The sequence below is a fragment of the Sediminicoccus sp. KRV36 genome (genome assembly GCF_023243115.1).
Classification (GTDB): Bacteria; Pseudomonadota; Alphaproteobacteria; order Acetobacterales; family Acetobacteraceae; genus Roseococcus.
Window position 1 is genome coordinate 3,450,562 of sequence record NZ_CP085081.1, and the last position, 14,264, is coordinate 3,464,825.

Consider the following 14,264-nt stretch of genomic DNA (forward strand, 5'->3'; position numbering starts at 1 on the left):
TCAGCGCCACCCTGCCGCACGGTTCGTACAATTCTCGATGGCGATCAGCACATCCTGCACGGAGGCGCCGAGCGACCATTGGAAGCGGCTCCTGCCGGACTGGACGATCATCGGTCCCCGGAAATTCATCATGGCTTCGATGGTGGGCTGGGGAGGTGTCGTCCAGATACGCTGGCCATTCGTGGTGGCTTCCGATGCATGGGTGCCCGAGCCGGCGGCGCTGACCGCGATGGTCAGCGGCACGCCCGGGGCGGGCGTCACGGGCGGAATGCTCAGCCCGTAGCTTCGGCCGATCCCGAAGGCGATCCGCAACATGTTGCGGTTGGCGTCGAAAAAGGTGCCCGAGCGGCGATTGAAGCGATTGGCCTCGAAGATGCGCACCACAGTCCCGGAGCCGACCTGGCCGGCCTGCTCCTCGCGGTACTGGGCGGCCGCCGGGGCGGCGTGCGTCACCACAACCAGCGCCATGACGCCCGGCAGCAGAAACCGCGTGATCCGGCGCATGCCAGGGAAAAGACAAGCCTGATTCATGGCGGGATCAATCTCTAAATTCAGATGGCGGCGCTTCCATTGGAAGCTCTCGGCAAGCCCGCCATCAAGCCGCGGCGCCATGGCCTTCCACGTGCCGGCTTGCGGAACATCATGGCGCCCTCGCCGCTTGCCCCCATATCCGGAGGCGGATAACCATTCCCCTCTCTCACGGAGTCCCGCCTTGAGCCCCGCCCAAGCCAGCATGATCCACGTCAACGGGGCCGATGCCGCCACCATCGCCGCGGCCGACCGCCAGGCCCGCCATTGGGTGAGCCCCGAGCGCGGGCCGCTGAAGCCCGGCTCGCCCGCGCATAAGCGCGCGATGTGCGCGATGTTCGCCGAGACCTTCAACCCCTACAAACCCTCGGTCATCGCCTGGCCCAAGCTTGACCCCGAGACGCTGCACCGCGTCACCTCCCTGCCGATCTGGGACATCGCGGTGCAGACGGAAGGCAAGGCGATGCTGCGCATGGCGGCCTATGCCGAGACCCTGACCGACCCAGAGATGAGAAAGGCCATCGCCAGCAATGGCTGGGAGGAGAACCGCCACAAGGAGGTGCTCTCCAAGCTCGTCGAGGCCTATGGCATCCAGCTGGCACCCGAGCCCGAATACGTGAAGCCCAAGGATGCCGAATGGGCCTACATGGTCACAGGCTTCAGCGAATGCGTGGACAGCTTCTTCGCCTTCGGCCTGTTCGAAATGGCCCGCCAATCCGGCTTCTTCCCGGAAGAACTGATCGAGACCTTCGAACCCGTCATGCAGGAGGAATGCCGCCACATCCTGCTTTTTGCGAATTGGCTCGCCTGGCACCGCGCCACCATGCCGCTCTGGCGGCGGCCCTGGTTTGAGCTGCGCGTCTGGGCCGTCTGGGCCTTCCTTGGCTATGAGCGCATGGGCCTCGCCAAGCAGGTGGACGGGGATGGCAAGACGCAGGCACAGGACAACAACTTCACCGTGACCGGCGGCAAGGCGGTGGCGGCGAAGGAGTATTCCATGGCGGAAATCATGGACATCTGCCTCGCCGAAAATGACCGCCGCTTCCTGGGCTATGACGAACGCCTGCTGCGCCCCGTGACCATGCCCTGGCTGGTGCGGCTGGCGCGGCGCTTCATGCGCACCCCCAAACCGGCCTGATGGAGCCGGGGCTCGCTCCTGCCTTGCTGGAAGCGGGTGCGCTGGCCGCGCGCAGCGCCTTGCTGGGTGGGGCGGCGTTCCTGCTGACCGTCTCCAGCCCGCTGGCGCGGCGCCTGCCGGCCGGCCAGGCAGCCATGCTGATGGGCCGGACGCAGCTTTTCCTGCGCGCTGCGGCGCTGAGCACCATGACACTGGCCGCGCTGCAATTGGCCGCCGGCCAATTCGCCGGATTGGGCGTGCTGCTGGCGGCGCTGGCCGTCCTGCTGCTGGCCCCGCGCGAGGGACCCTCCCCCCGGCTTGCGCTGGTACTGCTGTTCTTCGCGAGCCTGGCCATGCTGCTGGCCGTCAGCGGCGGCCGACCCGGCCAATTCACGCCACGCAGCCTGACCACCGCAACCCTGCTGCGCGAGGCGGGGGCGGCGTTGTGGATGGGCAATCTGCCGTTGCTCTGGATGCTGCTTCGCGCGCCGGGACCGGCCAGCGGGAGCGGTTGGCCGGCTTCGGTGCCCCAGGTGGTCGGGATGCGGCATGCGGCCCTCATGCTGCTCGGGATGGGGCTGACGGCGGTGGGGCTGGCCATCGCCTGGCCGCATCGTGGCTTGCTGTTCGGTGCGGCGGCCTTTCCGCTGCTGGCCATCACGGCCGGCTTCGTGGTTCTGGCACAGCTTGCGGCAGCTTTGCGCGTGATGCTGCTGATCGAGGCCGGGCGGGCCGCGCCGGCCAGTCTTTGGCTGCCCCGGCTGCGCTGCGTGGTGGAGTGCGAGTTGCTGCTGGCCATCGTGCTCTGCGGGCCGATCGTGGCGCTGTTCGTGCTGGCGGCGCAGGGGCTTTCGCCAGCGGCCGCGCCGGACCTTGCGGCGCTGCTGCCCCGCTTCAGGCTGCACGCGTTTGGCCCGGCCGAGGTCGCTGGGCTTGTGCTGATGCTGATTGCGGTTTCGGCTTGGCTGCGTCGCGCCGAAGGCGCGCTGAATGGTCGCGCCGAAGGCGCGCTGAATGGGCCTGCCGAAGGCGCGCTGAACAAGCATGCCGAAGGTGGGCTGACCCGGCACGCCGAAACCGGGCCGGGCACCTCCCTCACCCGCTTCGGCCCGCTCCTGTTGTTGCCCCTCGGCGCCGGGCTGGCCCTGGAGGCTGAGAGCGCGCCGGCACTGAGCCTCGGCGTGCTGGTCCTCCTGTCCGGCCTGGCGGAGGCCTGGGTTCTCTGGCGGGGCGAGGCGGGCGGGCTGGGCATGGTGCTGCCCTTTGCGGTGATCCTGGGCATCGTCCTCATCCTGGCCGGCAATCCCCCGGCCGAGGCGCTGCTGCCCTGCCTGCTCGCCACCCTCGCCTTGCTGATCCGTTGGGCGGAGCTTCGCCTGCCCGCGCCGCGGGACCGGCTGGTGGCGGCCATCGCCTGGCCCTTCGCGCTGGGCGCGCTGGGCCTTGTCCTGCTGCTCGCGCATGGGCGCTGATCCGGCGGCCGGGCTGGGCCGCATCGTGGTGGCGCTGGTGCGGCTTTCCATCCGCCGAACCGGCTGGGTGCTGCTGCTGCTGGCCCTGGTCACCGGGGCGGCGGGCTGGCTCGCGGCCACGCGCTTCACCCTCGACTCCGACGTGACGAAACTGTTCCCGGCCGATCTGCCCTGGCGCATCGCCGAGCGGCAGATGGAGGCCGCCTTCCCGCAGCGGCTGGACCTCATCGTCATCGTGCTGGACGCCCCGGATGCGCGCAGCGGCGATGCGGCGGCCACGGCCCTGGCCGCCGCCCTGCAGGCGCGGCCGGCGCTGTTCCGCTCGGTCCGGCGGCCCGATGGCGGCGAATTCTGGGCGAAACACGGGCTACTCTATCTGGACCTGGCCGGCGTGCAGGCGGTGACCGAGCAGCTGATCGGCGCGCAAGGCCTGCTCGGCCCCCTGGCCAGCGATCCGAGCCTGCGCGGCCTCGCTGACCTGCTGCGGCTGATGGGCGAAGGGCTGGCGCGTGGCGAGGCCGAGCCGGCCAGGCTCGCCGCCCCCATCGCCGCCTTCGCCGGGGCCGCGCAGGCCGCGACCGAAGGGCGGGTCGTCCAGCCCGACTGGGTCCGGCTGATCACCGGCCAGGCACCGCGCCCGCTGGAGCTGCGCCGCCTGATCCTGGTGCAGCCCGCGCTGGATTACGAACAACTCTCGGCCGGTGCCGCCGCGACCGAGGTGATCCGTGCCGAGGCCGCGCGGCTTGGCATCCCCATCCGCCTCACCGGCCCGGTCCCCATGGCCGATGAGGAATTCGCCACCGTGAGCGAGGGGGCGGTGGAGAATGCCGTGCTCTCCTTTGTGCTGGTGGCGGTGCTGCTCTGGATGGCGCTGCGCTCCTGGCGGCTGATCTGGCCGCTGCTGGTGCTGGTGGTGGTGGGGCTGGTCTGGACCGCCGGCTTCGGGATTGTGTCGGTCGGCAGCTTCAACCCGCTCTCGATCGCCTTTGCCGTGTTGTTCATCGGGCTCGGGGTGGATTTCGGCATCCAATACGCGGTGCAGTATCGCGCCGAGCGCGCGCTTCTGCCCGGCCTTCGCCCCGCATTGGAGCAAGCGGCGCGCGTCGCCGGGCCGGGCATGACGCTTGCGGCCCTGGCCGTGACCTTCAGCTTTCTTTCCTTCTGGCCGACGGATTACCGGGGCGTCGCGGAATTGGGCGTGGTCGCGGCCGGCGGGATGGTGATCGGCTGGTTCCTGGCCATGACGCTGCTGCCCGCGCTGATGCTGCTCGCCCGTCCGCGTGGCGAGGCGCATGAGGTGGGCTATCCCGCGCTGCGCCCCCTGGATGGCTGGCTTTCGGTCAATGCGCTGGGCGTGGCCCTCCTGGCGCTGGCCCTGGCCGCCTGCTGCCTCGCCGCCCTGCAATGGCTGCGGTTTGACACCAACCCGATCAACCTGCGGGACCCCGCGGCGGAATCCGTCTCCACCTGGCGCGACCTGGCACGCAGCGCCGAGACCAATCCGAATACGCTCGAGGTGCTGGCGCCCGATCTGGCTGCGGCGCAGGCGCTGGCCGCACGGCTGGCCGCCCTGCCCGAAGTGGCGCGCGCCACGACCCTGGCCGATTTCATCCCCGACCGTCAGTCGGACAAGCTCGCCCTGATCGAGGATGCGGCCATGCTCCTCGGCCCCGCCCTTGCGGCCGAGCCACGCCCCGTGCCGGATGATCTGGCCAATGTCGCCGCCCTGCGCGCGGCCGCGAGCGAGCTTGTGCCCCTGGGGGGTGAGGCGGCCCTGCTGGGCCGTTCCCTGGCGCTGCTGGCGCGCGGCCCCGTGGAGAATCGCGAGGATTTCGCGGCCAGCACCCTGCCCGGCCTGATGCATCTGCTCGGGCAGATCCGGGCCATGCTCTCGGCCACGACCGTGACGCTCGAAACCCTGCCCGCCGAACTTCGCGCCGATTGGCTGACGGCGGATGGGCGAGCGCGGATCGAAATGGTGCCCAACCCGGTCAGCGCGGATGAGACGCTTCTGCTGCGCCGCTTCGCATCTTCCGTGCAGGCGCTGGCGCCGGAAGCGACGGGGCTGGCCGTATCCATGCAGGAATCCTCGGCCACCATCCAGCGCGCCTTCGTGCAATCAGGCGTGCTGGGCCTAGTGCTGGTGCTGGCCCTGCTCTGGGCCACGCTGCGCTCGCTGCGGCTTTCGCTGCTGGCCCTGGCCCCGCTGGCGTTGGCGGGGTTGATGACCATGGCGCATTGCGCACTGTTCGGGCCGGATCTGAACCTCGCGAACATCATCGCGCTGCCGCTGCTCTTTGGGCAGGGTGTTGCCTATGACATCTACTTTGTCGCGGCCTGGCAGCAGGGGCGGCGGGATCTGCTGGCAAGCCCGCTGAACCGGGCGGTGATCTATTCCGCCGTGACCAATGCGGCCGCTTTCGGCGCCTTGGCCCTCTCGCCGCATCCAGGCACGGCGAGCATGGGCATCGTGCTCTCGGTCAGCCTGGTTTATTCGCTGCTCTGCGTGATGCTGGTGCTGCCGCCCCTGTTGCAGCTGTTTGCGCCCGGGCCGGTGCGTGGCAGGCTCTCCGAAAATCACGGAGGAACACCATGACCACGCGCCGCATGATGCTGGCCGCCCCTGCCCTGCTGGCCCTGCCCGCCCACGCCCAGTCCTGGCAGCCCGAGCGCCCCATCACCATGATCGTGGCCTTCGCGCCAGGCGGCGGCACCGATGTCGCGGCGCGCACCCTGGCCCGCTTCATGGAACGCGAACTCGGCCAGTCGGTCGTCGTGCACAACCGCGCCGGTGCGGGCGGCGAGGTGGGCTGGGCGGAGCTTGCGCGCGCGCGGCCGGACGGGCTTACCATCGGCTTCGTGAATACGCCCAACCTCGTCACCATCCCGATCGAGCGTCAGGCGCGCTACCGGCTGGAGGATTTTTCGCCAATCGCGAATGTCGTGGATGATCCGGGTGGCTTCTGGGTGCTGCCCGACAGCCCTTGGCGCAACCTCACGGAACTGGCCGCCGCCGTGCGGGCCGCACCAGGCACGATCAGCTACGGCACGACGGGCGTCGGCTCGGACGACCATCTGGCCACCCTGGCCTTTGAGCGGCAGATCGGCGCTTCGCTGCTGCATGTGCCCTTCAACGGCTCCTCCCAGGTGCGCAACGCCATTCTCGGCCGCACCATTCAGCTGGCCGCGATGAACATGGGCGAGGGTGTGGGTGATTTCCGGCAGAACGTGCTGCGCCCGCTGGGCCAGATGGCCGAGACGCGCTGGGCCAATACGGCCGAGGTGCCGACCTTCCGGGAGCAGGGCTTCGATGTGGTGGATGGTTCGCTCAGGGGCATCGCGGCCCCGGCCGGCACGCCCGCACCGGTGCTGCAGCGCCTGGCTGGCGTGGTGCGCGGCGTGATGCAGCACCCGGACTTCATCGCCGCCGCCACGCAGCAGCAATTGCCGCTGCGCTTCCTGGACCCCGATCAGCATCGCGCCGTGCTGTTCGCCATGCGCGAGAATTACCAGCGCATGTGGGCACAGCACCCCTGGCGGGAGTAGCATCGCGCACGCCAACTGGCCGCGCGGAACATGTTCCGGCAAACTGCAATACGGCGCCCGATTCACTGTCCGGCGTGACCGCGTGACGCGGGCTGGAGAAGAGCATGTTGCAAGGCCTGGCAGGCAAGTTTCGGAAGCTGTGGAACCATCCGGGCTTTCGCGAGAAGCCCTTGACCGTCACAGGGCGTGGCCTGGGCCTCGGCCTGCACATCCTGCGCGGCGGCGAAACGCTGATCGAGCTGACCCCCGCGGGCGAGAAGCTGCATGTGCCGGCCGGTGGCCGCTACACCAGTGTCACGGTGTTCCTGATGCGGGACCGGGCGGAGCCTGAGCTGGCCATACTGGACCGATTGATCGGCGCGGGTGGGCAGATGCTCGATATCGGCGCGAATATCGGGATCTATACCCTGCGCGCGGCGACGCTGGTTGGCCGAACCGGCCGGGTGATCGCGGTTGAGCCGGGGCGGGAGGCGCTGCTGGCCCTGCGGGCGAACCTGGCCCTCAACGACATGCCGCAGGTGACCATCCTGCCGGTCGCGCTCGCCGCCGAGGAGGGGGTGGCGCAGCTGTATCATGTGCCGCTCGGCAATGATCCGCAGGCCTTCTCGCTGCTGCCCCAGGAGGGGAGCGTGCCGAGTGAACAGGTGGTGACGCGCACCCTGGATTCGATCCTGGAGGAGGCCGGGGTGACGCGGCTCGACCTCATCAAGATGGATGTGGAGGGGCTGGAACTCGCCGTGCTGCGGGGCGGCGCGCAGAGCATCGCGCGCCTCAAGCCCATGATCATCTTCGAAATCAATGCCGCCGCGGCGCTGGAGGCGCATGGCGCAAGCCAGGACGCCTTCGATTGGCTGGTCAGCGCCGGCTACCTCATTCATCGGCTCGCGGGTGACCGCCTCGTGCGGATCACCACACAGCCGCGCGAGCATGGCAATCTCGTCGCCGTGCACCCGGCCGGAGCCCAGCCGCGGGGGTTGTGACCGGCGGCGCGTCAGAAGGCGCCCGGGACCCTCCGCCGTGCCAGCCAGCTTTGCATGAGTGCGCCGGAGCCGATGCTGATCGCCGTCATCAACGCAGCCCCCTCGGCGCCCAGCAGCGGCACCGCCGTTGCGGCCAGCAGCGTGGCCAAGGCGAGCTGGATGAGGTTCAACCGCAACAGGTCGTCGCCATGGCCGGTCGTGGCCAGGAGCGTATCGCGGCAGGCGAACATCGCATTCACGATCTGCCCCAGGCAGAGGATGCGCAAGGCGGCGGCGCCAGGCTCAAACCCCGCCCCCAGGAGCCCGAGCAGCCAGGGCGCCAGCAGGATCATGCCAAGCAGCGGCGGGACGGCCAGCGAAGCCGAGGCCCAGCGCGCCGCGCGCTGGGTCTGGCGCAGGCGGCGCCAGTCGCGCAGGCGAAATTGCTCGGCCATGCGCGGGGAGGCGATGGTCGCGACACTCAGCAAGATCACCCAGGTCAGGACGGAAAGCCGGCTGGCCATGCTGAAATAGGCGACGGCTTCGGGCGTCGCGAAGGCCGCCAGGATCAAGGTGGGCATGGTGACCAGGGACACCTGCACAAGCTCGACCCCCAGCAGCGGCAAGGCAAGGCGCAGCAATGGCCGCGCGGCCGTTGCCGCCCCCGGGCACACCACCGCGAAGCGCATGCGCCCCGCCCAGATGATGGCAAGGCCCATGCCCACCGTCGCGAACCGAGCCAGGATGGTCAGCATGAGGACATCCCGCAGATCGGGCGCCGGCCAAAGCCACAAAGCGGTCAAGGTCAGGATGGGCCACAGCGAAGTGCCGGTGAGCTGCGCCGCGACGTTGCGATGCAGGCTTGCCAGGATGCAGCCAGCGCTGATTGCGAGCGCATCCGCCAACACAAGGCCTCCCGTGAGCAGCAATACGGGGGCAAGGGCTGGCTGGCCGAGCAGCGCGTGGGCCAAGCCGGGCCCGGCGAGGCTGGTCACGCCGCCAACGAGGCATCCCCCCAGCAGCGTGCCCCCCAGGACCCGGCGGACCACCCGCAGCGCCGCCGCGCCGTCATTCACCGCCAGCTCGGCCGGGATGCGCGCCATCGCCGCGCGTTCGAGGCCGAATCGGCCCAGGGTCCCGCCCACCCCGCTCCATGCCAGCGCGATGAAGTAGAGTCCGGCCTCAGCGAGCCCCAGGCTCTGGGCCACCAGGACATAAAGGCCAAGCTTGCCGAGGATTTCGAGCCCGCGCGTGCCCAACCCCAGGCCAAGCCGGATCAATGAGCTGATGATGGTGGGATGCTGCCCCGGGCCTTTCATGCGGATCTTTCCAGCGCCTGGGCTGCCTGAAGGTCGAGTTTCCGTTTGCCCGCCTCGCTGACCAATCGGAAGGCCTGGGCTATGGGCGTTCGGTGCCCGGCGTGCAATAGGTTGCAACGACTTTCAGCCCAGGAGGTCCTGGGCAAATTCAATTTAGCAGATGGCGAATGAGCAGCCTGTCCTTATTGGCCAAGCGAGCCGTGTTCCGACTGAGCCCCGAGCTGGCATGGCGCCTCGCGGCCTGGTGGAGCAGTGACGCCGCATTCGAGTTGCGCCTGGCGCGTGCCCTGGCTGACCCGAACCGGATCGGCATTGATATCGGCGGCTCCTGGGGGCTTTTTGCCGCGGCCCTCGGGCGGCGCGTGGGGCAATTGCACATCGTCGAGCCCAATCCGGAAAAGGTGGAATTCCTGAGGGCGACCTTCGGAACAAGGCATGTGATCCATGCCATGGCGCTCTCCGACATGGCGGGCGAAGTGGCGTTGCACATCCCCGACGCATCCTCCGCCCTCGCGACGATCGAGGCCCGCAATCCGGCCAACACCGCCAGGGGGCGGAATGTGATGGTACGGCGCGATCGCCTCGATGCGCTGAACCTGGCCCCCGTGGGCTTCATCAAGATGGATGTGGAAGGGCACGAGGCAGCGGCACTCGCCGGCGCCGAAGAACTGCTGCGACGGGATCACCCCACCCTGCTGGTCGAAATGGAGGAGCGCCACCGCCCGGGCGGTGTGCGCGTCACCATCGGCTGGCTCGAAGAGCGCGGCTATCGCGCCTTCATGCTGGATGCCGGGCAGTTGCGGGACGCGGCGGAATTCGAGCCGGAATTCGACCAGCCGGCCTTCGGGCCGAAAGACCCGCGACCCACGCATTACATCAATGATTTCCTGTTCATCCCGCGGGTGGATGAGGGCGCCCAGATGGCGCGCCTCGCGGCCTTGGGCATTTCACCTCTGGTCGCGGCATCCAGCCGGTTGAGATAGACCGCGATGGCCAGGACCGACGCCACCTGACCCGGGGTATAGACCACCGGAAGGATCGGCGAGGAGATCAGCAGGTACACCACGAAGTCATGCAGCGCGAGGCGCATCGGCTGCGGCGCGGCGCGCGTGGCCCGGCGTATTTCGCGCCAGGCGGCCACATAGAACAGCCCCACCAGCACGGCACCCACCAAGCCGTATTCGGCGACCACCCCGAGCCAACCCAGATCAGCCAGGAAGAAGTTCGGCGTCCGGAGAATGCGCTGGAGGTTGAACTGACTGAAATCCGTCGAGCTGCCAAAGCCGAACACCCAGCGCAGCGGATTTTCGGAGAGGAAATCCAGCAGCACCTCGATCGAGTTCTGCCGCACCGTCAGCGAGCCGCCCAAACTGCTGCTGACCCCGAGATCCCCAAAGAGCGGCTCGGCCAGAACCAGCAGCGCGGCCAACATCGCGCCCCCCCCGAGCGCCAGGCCCCAGAACAGGCCGGGGGCACCATGACGCAGGCGCTGGCTCATCGCCCAGAGCACCAGCAGCAACATGGCGGCGATCACCGTCCGTTGCTTGAAGATCATCAGCATCAGCGTGAGGCCGGTGAGCAGGAGGAGCACGGGCCAGAGTGCGGGCTGCGCACCAAACCGCCTGGCCAGCCAGAACATGCCGATCAAGCCAAAGGCCAGCGGGAGCGCGATGCGCGGCCCTCTCTCGATTTCGAGCAGGAAGATGCTGCCCAGATTCTGGCTTTCATAGATCTCGATCGGCAGGATGATCCACAGGACAACCAGGACGACGAAATTCACCACCGCCAATGACAGAAAAGCCTGCTTCAGCAGCGTCTCGCTGATGTTCAGGGAAAACAAAATAAACGCAAAAGCGAAGTAGAAGCCGAAGGACCAGACTTTCACGGTCGTCCCAAGCGCCTCAGGCAGATCATTCTGCAGATGCAGCATGGACATCACCGGCGTGACCAAAAGCATGTAGGACAACATGATGATCGTCAGTGAGACATAGGGCAGGCGCAGTCGAAACAAGCCAAGCAAGATCAACGGTGCCAGCAGCAAGGGCGAAGCCTTGGCGAAGGTCCATAGCAGAGGCACGTCGATCAAATACTGAAATGATTGAAAGAAGATCGGGAGAAGCAACAGCAACGCCAAAAGGCGGCGCAGCCTGCCGGGCTCCGAAACCGCGCGCGCATGGGGCACATGGGCGGCAAAGGGCATGGCTGCCTCACCCCGCATGGGGCTTCGCCTCGGTCATGCCCACAGGAGGGCCGCTGGGCCTGACCGCGCCGCGCCTTCCTCGGCCGCCGGTCATCAGGTCAGAATCCCGTACCGGCGGTGGGAATGCGGTTGATCGAGTAGCTGAAGGCGCGGCTGAACGGGATGGTCCGGTTGATGGTCTGGTCCACCCAGAGCGCCACTTCGGCCACGCGGCTGCGCGGCACGAAGATGATGTCGCCGGGCTGCAAGGCCACATCCTCCGTCTCGGAACCCGCGGCGGTGAAGCTCTGCAGATCCACGGTACGCAGCATCGGGCGGCTTTGCGGATTGCGCCGGATCAGGACCACCTCATTCATGCGGGCCTCATTCTCGAAGCCGCCGGCCAGCAGCACCGCCTCCATCACGCCGCGCCGCCCGGTCAGCGGGAAGGAGCCGGCACGCCGGACCATACCGCCCACGAAGATCTGGCTCGCCGCCGCTTCCTCGAAGCCGACGGAAACCTCGGGGTTGCGCAGCACGCGCAAGGCGGCGGTGGCAATCGCGGCCTCCGCCTCGGGACCACTCAGCCCCAGCAGTTGCACCCGCCCCGCCGCCCGCAGGACGATGGAGCCATCGGGCGCGACCAGCACGGTTTCATTCAGCTCCGGCGTCAGGCGAAAGCGGACATTCAGCTTGTCGTTCGGGCCGATGCGATAGACCGGCACACTCTCCTGCCAGGGCGCGAAGCCCTCCGGCTGGCGGTTGGAAACCTGGATCTCCTGCCCCGTACAGGCGGCCAGGATCAGCAGCAGCAGAAAGGCGAGGCGGCACCTCATGCCGGCATCCAGGAGCGTGTGGCGCCTGTGTAGAAGAAACCGAAGAAGCGGCCGCCGCTGGCCTCCACTCGCTCGATCATTTCCGCCGCCGGCTCAATCCGTGTCACATCCTGGGCGATGACCAGGATATTGCCATCCATCATCACGGCGAGGCGCCGCCGCGCATAGGTCTCGACCTCATTCGCCCCGATGATGAGCACAAGGTCAAAGGCGCGCCGCAGGCGGTCGGCCAGGAAGGTCACGTTGGTTTCCAGCGCATGCAGCCGGGCAAGGTCTGAATCCCGCGCCTGATAGGCGATCCAGAGGCGCGGCACCATCGTCTCATGCGCCAGGATGCCCTCATCCGAGGGGATGGGCGGTTGGTCAGGGTCGCCCAGTTCATCGAAGTGGCGGCGGCCGTCGCCGGCGAGGTCCACCAGCAGCACGCGCTTGGAATGGGTGCGCGCCAGCTCGATGGCCAGGCCCCGGGCCAGGCGGTCCCGCTCATCCAGATCCTCCGTGCCGAGGAATTGCAGGATCTGGATGCGGCCGCGCATGCCGGCATCCAGCAACTGCGCCGCAAGACCCGCGATGGGGGCCGCCGATGTCCCGGTATTCGCGGGCCATCTCCCGGCCGGCAGGACGCCCAGTGCCGGCAGCCCGGTGCCGCGCTCCGCTTCGGCCGGATGGAGGCAGGTGCGGCGCAGGAAGGTCAGGATGAAGGCCGCAGCCACGGCGCAGCCCATCCCGCCGACCAGCCCCGCCGCCAACAGATGCGGCGTCAGGTTCCGCCCATTGGCTGGCACGAAAGGCCGCTGCGCCAGGCTGACCGCCGCCCCACGGCCCAGCCGGGCTTCCTCGGTCAGCCGGGCCGAGGCCTCGCGCTGGCTGAACTGGCGGAAATTCGCGTCCTGGGCATCGCGCCGGCGTTCCAGGTCGCGCAGGTCGCGCTGGACGGAGAGCAGCAACAGGTTGCGCGCCTCGCCCTCGGCGCGCTGCCGGCGGACCTCGCGCTCCTGGCTCTCGACGGTTTCGGCGTCAATGCGGGCGGCCAGCATCCGGGTGGTCAGCAGCTCCACGGCGGGGTTGCGGACCTCGCGCTGGGTCTGCGTGCCGCCGCCGCGGGATTCGCGCACTTGCAGCCGCGCCCGCTGGATCTGGTTTTCCAGCTCGACGAGCATCGGTGCATTGGGCTGATACTGCGCGACCATGCGGGTGCGCTCCTGCATCAACCGCGCGAGGTTGTTGGCCGCTTCGTCATTGGGGGCCAGGTTGGTCTGGTCCACCTGGGCCACCACGCGCTGCGGCTGTGCGGCGAGCGCCGTCTGCGCGGCAAGCACGGCGGCCTGGGCTGCCTCGCGCTGCTCGCGCAGGCGGTCCAGGCGCTGGATCGTCTGATCCAGGCGCTGGCTGGCAAGCTGGATTTCCTGCGCGATGTCGAGCACCCCCGCGCGCTCTTTCAGGGTGGTGATCTCGCTTTCGAGCTGGCGCAATTCCTGGCCCTGGCGCTGCACCTCGCCCGAGAGCATGCCGGCGGCCGGATTGGCGAACACCTCGTTGCGCAGGCTCATATAGGCGGCCAGTACGGCCTCCAGCAGTTGCAGCGCGATCGTCCGGTCCCGGTGCAGCACGAAGAGGCGGACGACATTGCTGTTGTTCTGCGCATCGGTCAGCAGGGTGGTGCGGAGCCGGTCGGCGGCGCGGGCCTTGCGCTGCTCCTCGGAATGCGGCGGGAGCAGGCCGAGCAGCCGCCGCTCGCCGAGTTCGGGGTACATCCGCTCGGGCGCCATGTGATCGAAGACGCGGCGCACCACGGCTTCGCTGGTCATCAGGTCAACTTCGGACTGCACCAGCTTCTGCACATCCGCCTGCGGGAGTTGCTGGAACACGCCGGTGATCTCGTTGTTGCTGGTGTTCTCCCGGGTGGCGGAAACGACGAGCAGCGCCTCCCCCACGAAGCGCGAGGGCACGACCACGGCGGCCACGATGGATGCGAGGACGGGGATCACGAAAGCGACCAGCAGCCAGACCCAGCGATGCTGGGCCGTGGCCAGGATGCTGCGCAGCAGGGCCCAGCCCTCGAAGGACATGTCGCGCAGGCCACCGGCAATCGGCGGGGCCATGACAGGGGCCATGGCGCCGCGCCGAAACCCATCCTCCGCCGCCAGATCGTCTCGGCTCATACCCTATCCCTAATTGCGCCAAGCGTCGCGACGCGCACAAGATGCCCTTTGCGCGGCGGCAGATCAAACGTGACTTCGTGGCCATGCCCGCAGAGGCCGCGCTGGCGCCGCGATCCGGGGGCGGGATGCCGTCTCCACACGCGCGC

General features: G+C 68.6%; 11 protein-coding genes. 6 read left to right on the plus strand and 5 right to left on the minus strand.

The annotated features are described in order from the left end of the window. Positions 1-735, minus strand: coding sequence for a hypothetical protein (locus tag LHU95_RS16300; protein ID WP_248708018.1), 735 nt, complete (start codon positions 733-735; stop codon positions 1-3). On the opposite strand from LHU95_RS16300, the gene LHU95_RS16305 reads away from it, so the two are divergent. From LHU95_RS16305 to LHU95_RS16325, 5 genes are all read left to right on the plus strand, one after another. Continuing rightward, positions 734-1,666, plus strand: a complete 933-nt coding sequence (locus tag LHU95_RS16305) for a ferritin-like domain-containing protein (RefSeq protein WP_248711574.1) — start codon at positions 734-736, stop codon at positions 1,664-1,666. The two genes, LHU95_RS16300 and LHU95_RS16305, sit on opposite strands and share 2 nt — an antisense overlap. Then, positions 1,666-3,117 carry a hypothetical protein gene (locus tag LHU95_RS16310; protein ID WP_248708019.1) on the plus strand — a complete coding sequence of 484 codons (1,452 nt, stop codon included), beginning with the start codon at positions 1,666-1,668 and terminating at the stop codon, positions 3,115-3,117. The genes LHU95_RS16305 and LHU95_RS16310 overlap by 1 nt, the downstream gene beginning before the upstream one ends. Next, entirely contained in the window at positions 3,107-5,713 is a 2,607-nt protein-coding gene (locus tag LHU95_RS16315) for an MMPL family transporter (protein WP_248708020.1), read from the plus strand. Before LHU95_RS16310 ends, LHU95_RS16315 begins: the two co-directional genes overlap by 11 nt. Continuing rightward, positions 5,710-6,663 carry a tripartite tricarboxylate transporter substrate binding protein gene (locus tag LHU95_RS16320; protein ID WP_248708021.1) on the plus strand — a complete coding sequence of 318 codons (954 nt, stop codon included), beginning with the start codon at positions 5,710-5,712 and terminating at the stop codon, positions 6,661-6,663. Before LHU95_RS16315 ends, LHU95_RS16320 begins: the two co-directional genes overlap by 4 nt. A 104-nt stretch (positions 6,664-6,767) precedes the next feature. Continuing rightward, positions 6,768-7,643 carry an FkbM family methyltransferase gene (locus tag LHU95_RS16325; RefSeq protein WP_248708022.1) on the plus strand — a complete coding sequence of 292 codons (876 nt, stop codon included), beginning with the start codon at positions 6,768-6,770 and terminating at the stop codon, positions 7,641-7,643. Between the two features lie 11 nt (positions 7,644-7,654). Here LHU95_RS16325 and LHU95_RS16330 read toward each other — a convergent pair whose 3' ends face one another. Beyond that, positions 7,655-8,941: an oligosaccharide flippase family protein gene (locus LHU95_RS16330; RefSeq protein ID WP_248708023.1), complete on the minus strand. Its 1,287-nt coding sequence runs from the start codon at positions 8,939-8,941 to the stop codon at positions 7,655-7,657. A 167-nt stretch (positions 8,942-9,108) separates the two neighbouring features. Here LHU95_RS16330 and LHU95_RS16335 point away from each other — a divergent pair, with 167 nt between their 5' ends. Further along, positions 9,109-9,924, plus strand: coding sequence for an FkbM family methyltransferase (locus tag LHU95_RS16335; protein WP_248708024.1), 816 nt, complete (start codon positions 9,109-9,111; stop codon positions 9,922-9,924). On the opposite strand, the gene LHU95_RS16340 is transcribed toward LHU95_RS16335, so the two are convergent. The 3 genes from LHU95_RS16340 to LHU95_RS16350 form a co-directional block, all read right to left on the minus strand. Further along, entirely contained in the window at positions 9,813-11,141 is a 1,329-nt protein-coding gene (locus LHU95_RS16340; protein WP_248708025.1) for a hypothetical protein, read from the minus strand. The two genes, LHU95_RS16335 and LHU95_RS16340, sit on opposite strands and share 112 nt — an antisense overlap. Positions 11,142-11,239: 98 nt before the next feature. Continuing rightward, positions 11,240-11,956, minus strand: coding sequence for a polysaccharide biosynthesis/export family protein (locus LHU95_RS16345; protein WP_248708026.1), 717 nt, complete (start codon positions 11,954-11,956; stop codon positions 11,240-11,242). Then, positions 11,953-14,118: a hypothetical protein gene (locus LHU95_RS16350; protein ID WP_248708027.1), complete on the minus strand. Its 2,166-nt coding sequence runs from the start codon at positions 14,116-14,118 to the stop codon at positions 11,953-11,955. Before LHU95_RS16350 ends, LHU95_RS16345 begins: the two co-directional genes overlap by 4 nt. Between the last annotated feature and the right edge of the window lie 146 nt (positions 14,119-14,264).